19 protein-coding genes and 1 tRNA gene are annotated in these 15738 nt (G+C 34.5%); 8 read left to right on the top strand and 12 right to left on the bottom strand.

Annotated elements, in window-relative coordinates; translation table 11 throughout:
- From KO464_11050 to KO464_11030, 5 genes are all read right to left on the bottom strand, one after another.
- Positions 1-211: rubrerythrin family protein (locus tag KO464_11050; protein MCC7573894.1), on the bottom strand; the 211-nt coding region annotated here is incomplete at its 3' end.
- A gap of 28 nt (positions 212-239) precedes the next feature.
- Positions 240-1427, bottom strand: a complete 1188-nt coding sequence (locus tag KO464_11045) for an FprA family A-type flavoprotein (protein ID MCC7573893.1) — start codon at positions 1425-1427, stop codon at positions 240-242.
- Positions 1428-1431: 4 nt separating this feature from the next.
- The gene (locus KO464_11040) at positions 1432-1596 is read right to left on the bottom strand and encodes a rubredoxin (protein MCC7573892.1); all 165 of its coding nucleotides are present in this window, start codon (positions 1594-1596) and stop codon (positions 1432-1434) included.
- A gap of 52 nt (positions 1597-1648) precedes the next feature.
- Positions 1649-2152 carry a ferritin family protein gene (locus tag KO464_11035; GenBank protein ID MCC7573891.1) on the bottom strand — a complete coding sequence of 168 codons (504 nt, stop codon included), beginning with the start codon at positions 2150-2152 and terminating at the stop codon, positions 1649-1651.
- Between the two features lie 145 nt (positions 2153-2297).
- A complete protein-coding gene (locus KO464_11030) occupies positions 2298-2603 on the bottom strand; it encodes an MscL family protein (protein ID MCC7573890.1) in 306 nt (101 codons plus the stop codon).
- 244 nt (positions 2604-2847) lie between these two features.
- Between KO464_11030 and KO464_11025 the strand changes: the two genes are divergently transcribed.
- Complete coding sequence (locus KO464_11025) at positions 2848-4041, top strand: betaine/proline/choline family ABC transporter ATP-binding protein (protein MCC7573889.1); 1194 nt, start codon at positions 2848-2850, stop codon at positions 4039-4041.
- Between the two features lie 91 nt (positions 4042-4132).
- Positions 4133-4879, top strand: a complete 747-nt coding sequence (locus KO464_11020; GenBank protein ID MCC7573888.1) for an ABC transporter permease subunit — start codon at positions 4133-4135, stop codon at positions 4877-4879.
- A gap of 5 nt (positions 4880-4884) precedes the next feature.
- Here KO464_11020 and KO464_11015 read toward each other — a convergent pair whose 3' ends face one another.
- Complete coding sequence (locus KO464_11015; GenBank protein MCC7573887.1) at positions 4885-5304, bottom strand: helix-turn-helix domain-containing protein; 420 nt, start codon at positions 5302-5304, stop codon at positions 4885-4887.
- 138 nt (positions 5305-5442) lie between these two features.
- Between KO464_11015 and KO464_11010 the strand changes: the two genes are divergently transcribed.
- Positions 5443-6306: a glycine betaine ABC transporter substrate-binding protein gene (locus tag KO464_11010; protein ID MCC7573886.1), complete on the top strand. Its 864-nt coding sequence runs from the start codon at positions 5443-5445 to the stop codon at positions 6304-6306.
- Positions 6307-6328: 22 nt separating this feature from the next.
- Here KO464_11010 and KO464_11005 read toward each other — a convergent pair whose 3' ends face one another.
- Together KO464_11005 and KO464_11000 are read right to left on the bottom strand one after the other, a co-directional pair.
- Entirely contained in the window at positions 6329-6997 is a 669-nt protein-coding gene (locus KO464_11005; protein MCC7573885.1) for an N-glycosylase/DNA lyase, read from the bottom strand.
- Between the two features lie 19 nt (positions 6998-7016).
- A tRNA-Val gene (locus KO464_11000) sits at positions 7017-7093 on the bottom strand.
- A 118-nt stretch (positions 7094-7211) separates the two neighbouring features.
- Here KO464_11000 and radB point away from each other — a divergent pair.
- Positions 7212-7880 carry a DNA repair and recombination protein RadB gene (gene radB / locus KO464_10995; GenBank protein ID MCC7573884.1) on the top strand — a complete coding sequence of 223 codons (669 nt, stop codon included), beginning with the start codon at positions 7212-7214 and terminating at the stop codon, positions 7878-7880.
- Here the strand turns inward: radB and KO464_10990 are convergent.
- The 4 genes from KO464_10990 to KO464_10975 form a co-directional block, all read right to left on the bottom strand.
- Positions 7861-8226, bottom strand: a complete 366-nt coding sequence (locus KO464_10990) for a DUF555 domain-containing protein (protein MCC7573883.1) — start codon at positions 8224-8226, stop codon at positions 7861-7863. The genes radB and KO464_10990 overlap by 20 nt on opposite strands.
- A gap of 4 nt (positions 8227-8230) precedes the next feature.
- Complete coding sequence (locus tag KO464_10985; GenBank protein ID MCC7573882.1) at positions 8231-8542, bottom strand: DUF357 domain-containing protein; 312 nt, start codon at positions 8540-8542, stop codon at positions 8231-8233.
- A 118-nt stretch (positions 8543-8660) separates the two neighbouring features.
- A complete protein-coding gene (locus KO464_10980) occupies positions 8661-8831 on the bottom strand; it encodes a hypothetical protein (GenBank protein MCC7573881.1) in 171 nt (56 codons plus the stop codon).
- A 94-nt stretch (positions 8832-8925) separates the two neighbouring features.
- Positions 8926-9297, bottom strand: a complete 372-nt coding sequence (locus KO464_10975; protein ID MCC7573880.1) for a hypothetical protein — start codon at positions 9295-9297, stop codon at positions 8926-8928.
- 164 nt (positions 9298-9461) lie between these two features.
- Between KO464_10975 and KO464_10970 the strand changes: the two genes are divergently transcribed.
- The 4 genes from KO464_10970 to KO464_10955 all read left to right on the top strand — a co-directional run.
- The gene (locus KO464_10970) at positions 9462-10352 is read left to right on the top strand and encodes a hypothetical protein (protein ID MCC7573879.1); all 891 of its coding nucleotides are present in this window, start codon (positions 9462-9464) and stop codon (positions 10350-10352) included.
- A 342-nt stretch (positions 10353-10694) separates the two neighbouring features.
- Positions 10695-11822 carry a ribonuclease H-like domain-containing protein gene (locus KO464_10965; GenBank protein MCC7573878.1) on the top strand — a complete coding sequence of 376 codons (1128 nt, stop codon included), beginning with the start codon at positions 10695-10697 and terminating at the stop codon, positions 11820-11822.
- Positions 11810-14131 carry a DEAD/DEAH box helicase gene (locus KO464_10960; protein MCC7573877.1) on the top strand — a complete coding sequence of 774 codons (2322 nt, stop codon included), beginning with the start codon at positions 11810-11812 and terminating at the stop codon, positions 14129-14131. Before KO464_10965 ends, KO464_10960 begins: the two co-directional genes overlap by 13 nt.
- 449 nt (positions 14132-14580) lie before the next feature.
- Positions 14581-15738 (top strand): hypothetical protein (locus KO464_10955; protein MCC7573876.1); only part of this gene is annotated, 1158 nt, incomplete at its 3' end.

Raw genomic sequence — 15738 nt, 5'->3', positions numbered from 1 at the left:
TTAGATTATCTTTTGTTGTTTTAATCTCACCTAGCGCTCTAAGATGGGCATGCGCATGGACAGTTTCTGCGGCAGCAGCAGCTCTAAATAGTTTTGCAACACCCGGATATCCTTCCTGATCAGCTTTACTTGCAAAAGCAAGATATTTCCTATTTGCTTGCGATTCTCCTGCAAAAGCTTCCATTAAATTTTTCTTAGTTTTTTCTTGCATAAAATCCCTCTAATCATTTATTAAATTATTATCTTCTCAATCCTATCTCTTTATGTTTTATATTTATCTCCTCTGCTAGCTTATCTAGTAATTTAAAGTCAATATCTTGTGGATAGCCTTTGATATAAACTGGCTCGATTAATTGAACGTTAAGACTTGAAATCAATCCTTTTAGAACTTCAACTGTATTCCCGCCCCAACCATAAGAACCAATTACTGAAACAAATCTTGTTTTTGGCCTTACCGCATTAACTAGATATGTTGCATAATAAGCAAGTGGGTGTGGCCCAACTAACATTGTAGATGCTCCAACGACGATAGTTGCTGTATCTACTAGGGCCATTAAAAGCTCACCAGCATCAGCAATTTCAAGATTGAATAATTTTACTTCGATTCCTTCCTTGCTTAAAGCGTCTGAAAGATATTCCACCATGGCTTTTGTGCTTCCGTGCATTGAAACATAAGGGATGACAACTTGATTCTTAACTGAGTCACTAGACCAGTCTTTGTATGCCTCAATTATAAACGAAGGTCTATTGTATAACGGGCCGTGACTTGGAGCAATTATATCGATATCCAAGTTGTCTAGCCTTTCAAGATGTTTTTTTATCATAGTTCTAAAGGGCATCATTATTTCAGCATAATATCTTTTTGCCGAAAGGTAAACTTCTTTCTCATCTGAAACAAATAGCTCACTAGTTGCATGATGAGAACCCAAGAAATCACATGAAAAAAGAATTTTGTCTTCCTTTAGATAAGAAAACATTGTGTCAGGCCAATGCACCCAAGGGGCAATCATGAACTGAATAGTTTTATTACCTAAAGATATCTCTTCATTGTCCTCCACAACGATGAACTTTTCTTCAGGAATAAATAGAAAAGATTCTAATAGGCCTTTACATTTGGCATTTGTTATTATCTTTGCATCTGGATACTTTGCTAGAATTTTCGGAAGAGAGCCTGAATGGTCTTGCTCGGCATGATTTGTCACGATGTAGTCTATCTTTTTTACCCCTGCCATTTCCAATGCATTCAAAAGAAATTCATCCTTACCAAAATCTACAGTATCTATCAAGACAGTCTTTTCACTACCTTTTATCAGGTAAGAATTATAGGTAGTGCCGTGCGGTGTAGGGATTAATGAATCAAAGAGTCTTCTATCCCAATCAATAAATCCTACCCAGTATATATCATCCTTAATCGCCCTTGGGATCATTTACTTAATCCTCCTGTTTTTCAAACTGATCCTTACTTGCTCCACAAACTGGGCATGTCCAATCATCTGGAAGTTTTTCAAAAGGTGTGCCCGGAGGTATATCTCCGTCGGGGTCTCCTTCTGCAGGATTGTAGACATAGCCACAAACTGAGCAAACATATTTGTTCATTTTTATTTCCTCCTTTATTTTTCTCAAAAGTAAATGTATTATTTTTAGTATCTTATGGGCCCAAATGCATCATAGGCCAGGAATCTTCGTAGCTTTCAAATCTCAATGAATTCTCTTTTTCAATTTCTAAAAGCTTGTAATGGCCCATTTCCATATCCGCAATGTATATCAACATATTGAAGATTTCTTTTTCTTCTTTGAATCTATTAGAAACTCCACGATAAAAGTTGTAAGCAGCCATCTCTGCATTCATAGCCTGCTGGAGTACTTCGCTAATCTGAATCTTTTCATCTTTTATTATTATCTCTGGCAATGGCACTGGTGTTTTATCGGGTATTTTCATAACTTTATTTGGATATTTGTTTTTGTAAAGAATTTCAAAAAAGGCCTTATGTTTATCTTCTTCCTTTGCCAGAAAATCCATTTTGTCCCTTAAGACCGCATTCTTGACAGAATCTTTGATTTTAAGATATGCAAATTTGCTATCAAGCTCACTTTTTAGCGAGGTCAATATCAAATCTTCCGTTGAATATATTTCTAGATTAGTAAAGCCCATAATTTTTTCCTTTAATGTATTTCATCAGTTATTTATCTTAATAATTAGTTCTATAAAAGTCTTTTGCGAATTTAAAATAAAAGAATCTCAATTTACTTATATTAAAATAAGTATAATTTTTTTAATAAATTAAAAAATTAGAAGATTATTTCTTTACAACTTTTTCTTCTTTCAAGACCTTTTTTGCAATTATAAATACGACCAAGGCCAAGATTACGAAGTTGATAATCTGCGACAGGAAAGATCCTGATTTAATTGCGACCGGGCCAATATTGATAACGGCTGTCTGCCAATCCCCACCTGGTATGAAGGGTGAGATGATGGGCATAACAATGTCATCTACAAAAGATTTAACAAGTGCTGTTGAAGCCGTCGCCATAATAAATGCCACTGCAAGCCCAATTACTTTGTATTCTTTTAAAAAGTCCATAAATTCTTGCACAAATCCCATATAACCACCATTCCATTGGTCACATATCAATATAAATAAATTAAGGTTGTGATTAATATTTTTTCATATATAAAAGATATTTAAATTTATAATATTATTTTCATATAATATATAAATAGATAATATTAAATTAATAATATTTAGAATTAATAATTATTGTAAGTCAAAAATAGAAACTTATTTAAAGGCTCATAAAAAATTTTAATTAATCTAATAACAAATATTTTGATTTTTTGGCGATAAAATGTTGGATTTAAAAATAAACAATCTTTTCATGGTCTTTGGAAAAGCCCCTGAAAAAGCATTTCCACTGATTGAAAAAGGTTTAACTAGAAATGAAATAAAAGAGAAAACTGGGCAAGTTGTTGCTCTAAGAGATATAAATCTTGAAATCAATAAAGGAGAAATATTTGTCATAATGGGCCTTTCGGGAAGCGGCAAATCAACACTGATACGATGCATTAATCGTTTGATATTTCCCACAAAGGGCGAAGTACTTATTGGAACCGAAAAAATAAATATCTTAGATCTTAATCAAAAAGAATTAATCGAATTGAGGCGAAAAAAATTTGGAATGGTTTTTCAAAGATTTGGTCTCTTACCTCATAGGACTATTCTTGACAATGTTGTTTTGGGTCTTGAAATAAAAGGTACTCCCAAAGAAGAAATGGAGAATATAGGGAAAAAAATATTAAAAACAGTGGGACTTGCAGGTTGGGAAAATAGCATGCCAGATGAACTTAGCGGGGGAATGAAACAGCGAGTTGGCCTCGCCAGAGCTTTAGCAATTGATCCAGATATACTTCTAATGGATGAACCCTTTAGTGCATTAGACCCTTTGATAAGGGATAACATGCAAGAAGAATTATTAAGAATTCAAAGAAAGATGAAAAAAACTATAATATTTATAACTCACGATTTAAATGAAGCAGTAAAACTAGGTAATAGAGTTGCAATTTTAAATGAAGAAGGTGTTCTTGTACAGATTGACACAGTTGAGAATATTTTAATTAATCCTGCAACAGAATTTGTTAAAACTTTTGTACATAATGTTGATAGGCATCGTATCATAAAAGTTGAGTATATAACAAAACTAAATAAAGTTGTACTTACTCCCGATATAAGTCCGTCTGAGGCTATAACTAAATTAAAGAAGAATAGGGTAACTTATTCCTTTGTTGTAGATCAAGATCAAAAACTTTTGGGAATTATTTTGTTATCTGAACTAGAGAAATTGAAATCTGAAGAAAATATCACAATTGAGCCATGCATTAAAAAATGTAATTCTGTAGAAAACGTGATTACTCTTGCAGAGGCTTTGCCATTGTTAATTACTTCAAAAACTGCTGTTCCTGTTGTTGATGAGGACGGAATTCTTTTGGGCTATGCAAATGAGAAGGCTGCAATTGAGATTTTGAGGGGTGATCCACATAATTGAAATTCCTCAAATACCCATAGGGGAGGCAATAGTTGATATTATAACTTTCTTGAGGGTAAATTTCTCCGCCATATTTGATATAATAAGAGCTATGATATCTGCAATTGTTGGATTTTTTTATTCAACTCTTATCTTCATACCTCCAGTAGTTCTAATTGCAATATTTGCTCTAATATCTTGGAAAACGGCAAAGATCAAAGTGGCAATCTTTGCTGTAGTTAGTCTGGTGCTGATTATTAGCATGGGTTTATGGAAAGCCACAATTGAAACTTTATCTTTAGTTTTAGTGGCCACGATTATTGCACTCTTTATAGGATTTCCCTTGGGGATATTGAAAGCAAGATCAAAAACTTTTGGTGCTATAATAGAGCCAATACTTGATTTAATGCAAACTCTCCCATCCCTATCATATCTTATACCTGCCGTATTATTTTTTAGGATAGGCGTAGTTCCAGGAGTAATTGCCACAGTTATATTTTCAATGCCTCCTGCGATAAGATTAACAAGTTTAGGCCTTGAGCATGTTTCTAAGGAAATGATTGAAGTTGGAAAATCATTTGGAGCAACACCTCGTCAACTACTTCTTAAAATAGAGATACCTCTTGCTCTACCCTCAATTATGATGGGGGTAAATCAGACTATAATGTTGGCTTTTTCTATGGTTGTAATAGCAGGATTCATCGGAGCTGGTGGACTCGGAGAAGTCATTATATCGGGATTGCAACGGTACAATTTAGTAGATTCTATAGAAGCGGGACTTTCTATTGTATTCTTGGCAATTATACTAGATAGAGTAACAAAACAACTTGGAAAAATCTACGAGGTAAAGAAAAATTAACTTTTTTATTCATTTTTTTCAAATGAATTTAATATTCTCCTAACTTGCCATAAAGAATAATTAACGTCGTACTTTTCTTGAATTAGTTTTTGAACATCTCTAGATTTTTTTAGATTTAATTCTTTTAATGTTATCCTTAGTTCTTCTCTCTTGAATTGATTAAGTTTCGGGCGTCTACCTCCTTTGAAATTGGGTATCAGTTGTTCTTGTCCTTTCTCATTCCACTTTTTAAGCCAATGATATCCTGTATTTTTTGTAATACCAATAAGTTCTGAAGCATCTTCAACGCCCATACCTTTGTATAGAAATCTAATAAAATACAATCTCTGTAAGAGTCTAACTTGTCCTTCTAACATATGAATTGTATAGTTTAATTCTTTAACTGACACATTTTTCTTAACATTATATGTAATTTTTCTAGACATTACTATTAGTATTTTAAATTAAGTTAAAAATGTTTTGCCCTTAACATAATCCATAAACCTTTTATACTATTAAGATTTTTTTATTATTAATCGCTAAATTTGGAGGTGTAATTAGTGTTAAATTCTAAAAAAAATTTAATTTGTATAGGCACAATAATTTTAGTATTTTCAATTGTGCTAAATACAGGTTGTATAGGGCAAGCTGAGGACGTAACGACTGACAAAGGAACAATAAACTTTGGACTCCCACCTTGGCCGGGAGTAACTGTAAAGACTCAAGTGGCCAAAGTAATATTAGAAGAAATGGGATACAAAGTTGAAACAAATCAATTAGATGCAGGAATAGTATACGCTGAAATGGCAGAAGGCAATATCGACGCTTTATTGGCCGGATGGCTACCTGCAACCCACAATGAATACTGGAATATCCATCAAAATAATCTTGAATTGGTCCACATAAATGTTCCAGGAACATGGTTAGGACTTGCTGTTCCAACATATGTCTACGAAGCCGGGGTAACATCAATACCTGATTTAAACGGAAAAGAAACAGAGTTTGAAGGAAGAATAGTTGGAATCGAACCTGGGGCAGGTATAATGATCAATACAGGCAGAGCAATAGATGCTTATGGCTTAACTGGGTACACGCTTAAAACAAGTAGTACTCCAGCAATGATTGCCGAAGTAGATGCAGCGACATTAAATAACGAATGGATAGTATTTACAATATGGGAGCCACATTCTGCGTTTGCAAGATTTGACATAAAAAAACTTGATGATCCACAAAAGATATATGGCGACGGAGATGTCGTATATACCATTGTTAGAAAGGGATTCAAAGAAGACTTTCCAGAAGCTTATGCATTCTTTGAGAAGTTTCAGATAACAGAAGACACACAGAGCGAATGGATACTGGAATACAGTGACAAAGGTAGAGATCCAGCAGAAATAGCCCGAGAGTGGGTGAACAACAACAGAGACTTAGTTGAACAATGGATTTAATAAATCCATATTTTTTTATTTTTTATTTGAATATCTCTCTTGTTTCCTTATACCAAAGAACAATATCCAGGTGGTCAAGAGGTATTCCGATTTCTTTTGAAAATTCTCTGACAACATTTTCTAGTTCTAAATATTTTTTTGGAGGGATAGACTCAGGTATTTTTTCTATTACTCCGAGCAATTTGAGATTCTTTAAGATATGTCTATCAAGGATTGCCAAATCTCCGCCCTTACCAATATTCCTCAAGAAATGACTTGCTTCCTTGTGTCCCATTCCCTTGACATTTTCTACAAGCCATTCTCTTATTTCAAAAGGAGAATTATTCTTTTCAACTTCTTTTCTTAAGGAGATGTTTCCATCCACTTTGAATAGTTCTCTGACTTCAATTATGTACTTAGCTTTCTTATACTTGAACCTGACACCATAAAGGCAATCGAGAACTTCCTCTTCACTTCCGTAAATCAAAGTATTTTTTTCTTTTAAGGTACAGATAGAATCCCAACACATCTTTGCCTTGGATTGTGGAGTCAAAAGACAAAATGCAAGTTCGGAAAATAGATTTTCCTCAGTTTCATTTTCCCATATTTCAGAAAATTCTTTCAGACGATCTTCTATCCTCTTTTTAATAGAAGAATATATCCCTAAGACATCTTCTATTATTTCCTTATTATAAGAATTTGAATCTTTCATATATTCACATAAAAAGAAATGGTGGGCCCACTGAGATTCGAACTCAGGACCTCCGCCATGTCAAGGCGACGTCATGACCGACTAGACCATGGGCCCTTAAATCAAAACTGAACTCTCCCTATAAAAGATTTTCTATGTTCATTGAGAATATTTTATTCAATCCTTTAGAACATACTTTATAAATATACCAAGGATAGATTGTACAATTAACAAGGTGATAACAATAAAATTTGGTGGAAATCCTTTAGACCAGTTAATAGATGGCGTTCCAGAAGGAGTAATAACACAGATTTATGGAGAACATGCAACTGGGAAAACTACAATATGTTTGATGTGCTGTAAATACTCTTTACTACGGGGCAAAAAATCAGTATTTATCGATACAGAAGGAGGATTTTCTCCGAAGAGATTATCATTAATGGGCGTAAAGAATCTTGATGATATTATTGTATTCCAGCCAAGAGACTTTGCAGCTCAAGAGGAATCATTAGTAAAACTTGAGAGAATCATGAGCACTCGAATTGGATTTGTTTGTGTTGATTCCCTAGTATCACTATATAGACTTGAAGGGTATGACCATAAAAAAAGAACAGAGCTTTTACGACAGCTTGGAAATGATTTATTGATTCTATCAAGAATTGCCAGAGATTTTAATATACCTTTAATTATAACAAATCAAGTTTATGACGATGTGACAGGTGGAAAAGAAAAGATTCCTGTCGGAGGAGATGTGTTAAAATACTGGTCCAAATTGATAGTAAAACTGGAAAAGGATGAAGAGATCAAGAGAAAGGCCACATTGATAAGACATCCATATAAAAAAGAAGATGAATCTACATATTATGATATAGGGGATCCCGGTATCATCGACGCTTCTTTCTGACCTTTTCTACTCGCTCCTTTATCTCAAATGTTTTGAATGGAATGTCTTTTAGGGCTTTTCCCACAACAGACTTTGCAATATTCTCTGCATGTATTGTATTCTCTGCATTGAAGACATCTAATGTAAGGTAAATCCCTACAAGAGAAATATTGCCGACAAAAAATGAGCTTTCAAAATAATTGCCGCACTTTGGGCACTGTGACATACCGATTTCAACCTTTACATATTCAAGTTTACTTGTTTTAAGTTTTTTATTAACAGTTGACATTGCAACTTTAATTGCATCTTCACCGTCTTTAATATCTCTCACAATAATTGGAACTTCTAGTGTAACTTTGTAATCCAATTAATCACCTCGTCTCCTCTTCAAAAGCAAAATATTCAGTTGTTGATACTTTGAATACCCCAAGCCTTGCACCGGCATCAAGGTAACCATGGAGGTAATTTAATGAAGCAAAGGCTGTAACGTAGTCCCCTTTTTCTTTGAAATACTTTGCATCCTCATAGTACCTTTTTGCCATATCCAAATAGTCATTTGCTACCTTTTCCATATGGGATCCTCTAGGGGGATTAATTATGATGTCATCAAAGGCTTTTTTTGCTGTTTCAAAGTATTTTGTAAGCTTTTCGTCACTAATCTCTCTCAAAAAATCTCTCCTCAAATCTCGCTAATATCTTATTTCGCACACAAATCTAATTAATATATAATATTGCTTTGATAGGAAAAGTAACAGAATGCTTTATATCTATTGTGGATTAATTTTAAAAGCATTTTTTAATTCAAATAAATTTATCAATAACCTCCTGACCTCTTTTTCTTATAGGTGTTTTCTTTGTTTTTTTAGGTTTCAATGTTATTAATTTTGTATGTTTTTTCTTTGGGGGTCTAGATCCTACAATTTTTGATAGATCTTCTATAGGGGGCGCTATCTTGTTTCCATCTTTGTCCATGCCTAAAATATCAAAGATATCCCATGTAATCTGGTGTATCCCATTCCTATTAAATCCCCTCAGATCATAGCCTTCTGAGTTATATCCCTCCGGATCAAATTTTTTTTGTTTCTATATGCATCCCATTTTTGTCAAATCCATCTTTATTGTATCCAAAACAATCGTATCCATCAGGGTTGAACTTAGTATTTGAGTCTTTATGGATGCCTTCTCGATTGAACCCTTTTCTATTGTAGCCTTCTCTATTATATCCTTCTTTATCAAACCCTACTAAATCAAATCTGCCCCTGTCAAATCCAGAGATATCAAATCCTTCCCTGTTATACCCCTCGAGATCATACTTGTGTTTAGTTTTATTATGTATGCCGTTTTTGTCAAACCCTCTTTGATCGTACATTGTACCGGTATATTTGTGAATACCTCGCCAGTCAAAGCCATATTTTTCATATTCGCTATTCTTTTTCATTTAGGTCAATATTTATTATAAATTTTAAAATAAATAGTTTTCTTATTTTAGAAACTCTTGACGTCATTAGACGATAAACATTGCGACAACCGCAAACTTTTTATATAAGTTTATTTTTAAAATAAGCAACTATACATAAGATTATGTATTAGAAAGGAGAAAATATGACAACAAAAAAGTTTATTTCGACAATTTTGGCATTAGTATTAATTTCAACGGTATTCACATCTTTTTTGTTTGCAAATGGAGGCGGATGTCCACCAACTACAATAGATCGTACCATTAATGATTCAATTAACTGTGACCAAACTTACTACCTGTGGGATGGTGATCTTCGTTTACCTCTTTTATATTACCTTGACGAGATTACATGCACACCTGGCTGTGGCAACGCAGAGATCAAATGGGTAAATGTAAATAAATATTTATATTTGCACGTTGTTGAATACACTCCTGGCTCTACATGTTGTTGCGGGGATAATACTTTTTATGTTAAAATGACTTATTGGCTCTCATCTCAGTGGACTAAAACCATAAAGATAACAGTCAATGTCGATTGTCCGCCACCCAATCCATGTGAAATTCCCCCAGTAGCCGTTGACGACTCTTATAAAACAAATGAGAACATATGTGCTAATTTCAGTGTACTTGATAACGACGAAGACAAACACCCGAAACAAATAATTGTTACTAAACCTAAGTATGGGTCGGCTGAAGAATCTGGAGGAAGAATTTACTACTGCCCATTAGGTAATTACTGTGGAGAAGACACATTCACATACTACTACATCACAGAAAATGATTGCATATCAAACACTGCAACAGTTACAGTAACAATACTCTGTAAAACACCACTACCTCAAACTATATTATACCCTGGAATAGGTTTAGAGCGACTTGCAATCCCAGGAGGGCCAATACCTATAGACGGTTCTATAGGTGCAGTATTAGACACAGGCACAAATATCATATCTGATGGAAAAGCTGTATCTTCATTAGAACTTACTCCTGGAACACAGACCTTACTCGTTCAAGTAGAAACAGGGGATCTCTAACTCAAACAGATGTTGGAGTAAGATTTGAAGGATTACCTGAAGGAGTAACGTACACTCTAAATCCAGAGTTACAAAAGATTACTGCACATAACTTAGGCACTTACGTTTTAACTCTAACAGCATCTCCAAATGTACAACCTGGAACATACACAGTAAAAGCAACAGCTTACTCTGCAATGGGATCACTAGATGAAATTATACTAAATGTAATAATTAAATAAATATTAATTTTTTATTTTTATTTCTAATATACTCTTCTATTTAATTCTACATTATAATAACAACTCTTAAATAGAAATCGGTAACTAAAAGTTACTAGTCAATTCCCTAACTTGTGAGAATATGTCCATTAATTTTAAACATGAGCAAGAGAAAAGTGGAAAAGTTTCTGACAGGTCACCTTTTAGAGGGATTGGTAAAAGTTTTAGATCGAAAATTGATAAAGTTAAAGAGTATGAGCTATTAGAAGAAAACGAAGACATAAAAAATGACTTTTTATACGGGATGCCATTTGGCCTTAACTATAATGATTATGCCAATGCACAGAATCTAAAGAAAAATTTGATGGAAAAATATCAGGATGTAGAACTATCTCAAGCTATCGAGGGCCATGAATATGATAGCGGATATGGAACCGTATTTACTATTAATCAGAATATCGAATCCAATCTAAAGAAGTTTCCAAGAGAAAAGGCAAAGGAAAAGATTTTATCAGAATTAAGATTAATCTATGGAATTGGGGAAACGAAAAAAAAATATCTTAGAAGCAGGGGATATAACACAATAGAAGACCTAGTTTATCACCCGTATTTTTCAAAAGAAGCCAAAGATTGCTTGAGTTTAATTGAATCAATGAATTCCAAAAATATAATGGATCGAATTTCCTACTGGTTGTCCCAATCAGATGAGCTTATGTACTGCTGCTCAGGTTTTCATGAGAAGGAAGATTTCCTCTTCTTTGATATTGAAACTTTGGGATTATTCAATAGACCAATAATACTTATTGGTGTTGCTAAATTTAATGGAGAAAATCTTTCAATAAATCAATATTTCTTAAAGGATTTAACTCAAGAGCCTGCGGCCCTAAATGAGTTTTATTCTTTTATAGGGCCAAATACAGTATTAGTATCCTATAATGGTAAGTCTTTCGATGTTCCATATATTCGAGAAAGGCTTTCTTATTATGGGATGCAAACCCATATCGAAAAACCTCATTTTGATATGCTTCATTTTTCAAGAAGGGCATGGAGAAACAAATACCCAAACTGCAGGCTTGTAACTCTAGAAAAATATCTTTTTGGAATTGAAAGGAATGATGACGTGCCGAGTGCCCTTGTACCTGAGTTTTATGAAACTTATCTAAGAACTGGGAATATAGGGCCAGTAATTCCGATAATTGAGCATAATAGGCAAGACCTTATTACACTTACAATGATATTTTCAAAACTTTATGAGGAATGGAGTCAGTGATTGAGAATATACTCTTAAAACTAAGAAGAGATCCTTCTTTTGATAGGAATATAGCTCACGTTGAGTTATTACCTGAAAAAGGGCCTATTTACGGAGAACTCAATGAAGAACTGCCCAATAGCATTAGCGACTATTTGGAGATAAAAAATATTAGGCTTTACAAGCATCAGTGCGATAGTTTAGAAGAAATAAGAAAAGGAAACAATATAATAATCACAACTCCAACTGCCTCTGGTAAGACACTTGCATTTAATATTCCCATATTCGAAGCTCTATCAAAAGATAGACAAGCAACTGCCCTATATCTTTATCCTGCAAAAGCATTATCAAACGACCAACTAAAGGTCTTAAGGGCTCTTGAGTTAGAGACTGAGATTAGGGTAAATCCGAATGTTTATGATGGTGACACGCCCTCGGCAATAAGGCCTAAAATAAGAAGTGAATCTAGGATTATAGTATCAAATCCTTATGAGATACACCATATCCTTTCCTGGCATTACAAGTGGCAGCATTTCTTTTCTAATCTTAAGTTCATAGTTTTGGACGAGGCACATATTTATCGAGGCGTTTTTGGCTCAAATGTTTCCCTTCTGATAAGAAGGCTAGAGAGGATATGTGAATATTATGGGTCAAAACCGCAAGTTATTATTTCGACTGCCACGTTGGCCAATCCAATTGAGTTTGCAGAAAAGCTTACTGGATTAAAATATGAACTCATATCAGAAGATGGCTCACCTAAGGGTAAGAAATATTTTATTTTTTATAATCCCTATAAAGATGGAGACTATCAATCAATTCACCAGGAATCAAAAAGACTGTTTCTATTCTTCATAAGAGAAGGTCTCCAGACCTTATGTTTTACCGTGTCACGCAAGATGTCAGAATTAATTGCAAGGTGGTCAAAAGAATCACTTGACTCTTCAGAAGAATCTCTAAAAGAAAAGATTATGGCATATAGGGCAGGATACCTACCAGAAGAGAGAAGAAGAATTGAAAATGGCCTTAAAAATTGGGCTATAAAAGGTGTAACTTCAACAAATGCACTTGAACTTGGAATCGATATAGGGGGTCTTGGCAGCGTCATTATTTCTGGGTACCCAGGCACTGTCATATCGACTTGGCAGCAGGCTGGCAGAGCCGGTAGAGGTACAAACGATTCAGTTGCAACACTTGTCGCATTTCAAAATCAGCTGGACCAGTATTTCATGAGGCATCCTCAAGTATTTTTTGGGAAATCGCATGAGCATGCCATAGTTGATCTATCTAACCCATACATTCTTTTTGGCCACACGATGTGCGCATCTTCTGAGCTACCGATAGTTTTGGATAGGGATAGGAAATATTTGGGAGAATTTTTACCTGATATTCTGGAGGAGCTAAAGAATGAATCACTTATCAAGGAAACGCCTAGCGGCTGGATATATTCTGGGACAAAGAGCGCCTCGATGGTAGTAAGTCTTGACAGCATCTCTAGCGATATGTTCAAAGTCATGTATCAAAATAAAACGCTTGAAACTATGGATAGGGCTCAAGCATACAGGGAAGCGCACGAAGGTGCAGTTTTACTGCATCAAGGTGAGACATACATTGTGGATACAATGGATCTAAAAAATGGGATAATCAGGGCTAATAAAACTGATGTTGATTTTTATACCCAAGTCCTAAAAGAAAGCTTTGTTTCTATTATAGACATTATTGATAAAAAATCAATTGGCGATTTAGAACTATTCTTGGGCCATCTTAAGGTAACAGAAAATTACAATGCTTACAAGATTATGAGGGGAGACAGTGCAATTGGTTATAAGAATATTTATTTACCACCTCTTGAATTTAGCACCGTTGGGTTCTTTTTTACGTTTCCTTCTTCAATAGAGGATGAGCTGTGGGGGGAAAGATCTAAAGATAAGGATATTCTTCAAATGCTCATCAAAAGGAAGAACGTTGACATAAGAAGGGAAGTTTTCGGCGGATCACTCCATGGAATTGAACACGCCATGATCGGGATCATGCCTTTTCACGTCATGTGCGACCGTTGGGATATTGGTGGCCTATCAACAAACTTTTACCCTTCTACTGGAAAGCCAACCGTATTCATATATGATGGATTTGAAGGTGGAATAGGGCTGTCTGAGAAAGCCTACGAATTATTTGATGAAATAGTTAAAACTTCTTTAGAACTGGTAGAAGAATGCAATTGTGAGGAAGGGTGTCCTGCATGTATATATTCACCAAAGTGCGGAAATGACAATAAGCCAATGGATAAAAAAGGGACTATTTTCTTGTTTAAGAAGATTATGGCAAATATTTGATTAAATTAGATTTTTTTATCTTTAGACACTTAGCGATTATGGTATCGGAAATAGCAGAAATTAGTTATATTCTTTTATATTTTTATATCTTATATATAAAATACTATAGCACTAATTATAATTTATTTTAAAGATTATATTTTTATGCATAATAAAAATAAGCAAATCTGAGAAAATAACAAAAAAAATTAATTTTTTTACAAAAAAATTTGAGAAAACCGCAAACCATTTAAATCTTTATTTTTTATCATTTCTATATTTTAATTTTCCATGTTTTATTAGGTGGTAACGATATTAATGAGTGGGAGATGGTCTTAATTGAAAAAAATGAGCATTACGCTAATCTGTATCGGTTTTTCTTTTCTTTTAATCTTTAACCTGATTGGAGCTGTTTTAGGAGGGCCAAATTATTATTACAATTACGGTAAGACTATTTGAGAGGAGTATTAATGATAAAAAGTTATAGTAGACTAATTGGGGCAATATTTGTTTTAGGATTAATTTCAACCTTGTTTTCTACTTTTGTATTTGCAGCTCCAAGCCTTTCATCTTCAATAGCTGCAACGCCAATAATCGTTCAACCTTACGAGACAATAACCGTTGTAATGACAGTTACTAATACTGGAGATGTAACTATAAATAATGTTCAACTTTCGACTTTAACTATTGGTGGCACGGGCACTGCGACAGGCCCAGTAACAGGGCCCCCCTTCACACCTGTAAACTTAATAGCAGGGCAAAGTGCAACATTCATATGGACATATACTGCTGGACCAATAGGTACAGACAAATATAGAGAAGTAACCTTCACAGGTAAGGCATCTGGTACATACGGAACTTCAAATATCGAATCATTACCAAGCACTTCAAACAATGTGGTTATAGGGTATTGTGACTATACTGATTGTTATAAAGATATTCCTTTTGGTGCTGAAGGAAATCTTAATCTAAATAAAGCTTTCAAGCATTGTTTTCCCAATGCATCTTCTGGCGGAATTACTATCTTTATTGGACCTTTTTATGGAACGGCAACTTTACAGGACGCCGGTCAACAGATTCGATATAGCCCTACTAACCGAGCTGTGTGTGAAGAAGGGCCAGATTGGATCATTTTTCAGTCTACGGACAATCAAGGTTATACTAGAGGATATTTTAAAATCTGTATAGGCGTTGATTGTAGTGGCCTCCCAAGAGCAAATCCCGATACAGAATCTGTGTGCAACAGTTCATCTGTTAATATAAATGTCCTTTTAAATGATAGCAATTATGGAACTGCACCTGTACTTGCAGTAGAAGATCCTCCACTTTTTGGATCTACTCAAATATTTAATAATGGAACTACAAGTGCATATATTAGATATAACGCACCAGCCTTCTCTGGCACTTATGATTTCAACTACACAATAACAAACGACGCATATACTTCTAACAAGGCCAAGGTAACTGTAGAAGTTAATAAATGTAATGATGCGCCAACAGCAAATAATGATTCTTACTCTACAGATGAGGACACACCACTCACAATAACAGCTCCAGGTGTCCTTGGTAATGATACCGATCCTGAATCTAACCCGCTCACAGCGATAAAAGTGAGCGACCCCTCAAAC

Origin of the sequence: Methanofastidiosum sp. (genome assembly GCA_020854815.1) — an archaeon.
Taxonomy (GTDB): domain Archaea; phylum Methanobacteriota_B; class Thermococci; order Methanofastidiosales; family Methanofastidiosaceae; genus Methanofastidiosum.
This window is presented reverse-complemented; position numbering and strand designations above follow the sequence as displayed.

Coding starts and splice junctions, on each gene's coding strand:
- KO464_10980 (MCC7573881.1), bottom strand. CDS start 8,831: ATGGACAAAGATGGAAACAAGATAGCGCCCCCTATAGAAGATCTATCA.
- KO464_11020 (MCC7573888.1), top strand. CDS start 4,133: ATGATATCTGCAATTGTTGGATTTTTTTATTCAACTCTTATCTTCATA.
- KO464_11015 (MCC7573887.1), bottom strand. CDS start 5,304: ATGTCTAGAAAAATTACATATAATGTTAAGAAAAATGTGTCAGTTAAA.
- KO464_11035 (MCC7573891.1), bottom strand. CDS start 2,152: ATGGGCTTTACTAATCTAGAAATATATTCAACGGAAGATTTGATATTG.
- KO464_10970 (MCC7573879.1), top strand. CDS start 9,462: ATGACAACAAAAAAGTTTATTTCGACAATTTTGGCATTAGTATTAATT.
- KO464_11005 (MCC7573885.1), bottom strand. CDS start 6,997: ATGAAAGATTCAAATTCTTATAATAAGGAAATAATAGAAGATGTCTTA.
- KO464_10965 (MCC7573878.1), top strand. CDS start 10,695: ATGTCCATTAATTTTAAACATGAGCAAGAGAAAAGTGGAAAAGTTTCT.
- KO464_11025 (MCC7573889.1), top strand. CDS start 2,848: ATGTTGGATTTAAAAATAAACAATCTTTTCATGGTCTTTGGAAAAGCC.
- KO464_11030 (MCC7573890.1), bottom strand. CDS start 2,603: ATGGGATTTGTGCAAGAATTTATGGACTTTTTAAAAGAATACAAAGTA.
- KO464_10960 (MCC7573877.1), top strand. CDS start 11,810: ATGGAGTCAGTGATTGAGAATATACTCTTAAAACTAAGAAGAGATCCT.
- KO464_11045 (MCC7573893.1), bottom strand. CDS start 1,427: ATGATCCCAAGGGCGATTAAGGATGATATATACTGGGTAGGATTTATT.
- KO464_10975 (MCC7573880.1), bottom strand. CDS start 9,297: ATGAAAAAGAATAGCGAATATGAAAAATATGGCTTTGACTGGCGAGGT.
- KO464_11040 (MCC7573892.1), bottom strand. CDS start 1,596: ATGAACAAATATGTTTGCTCAGTTTGTGGCTATGTCTACAATCCTGCA.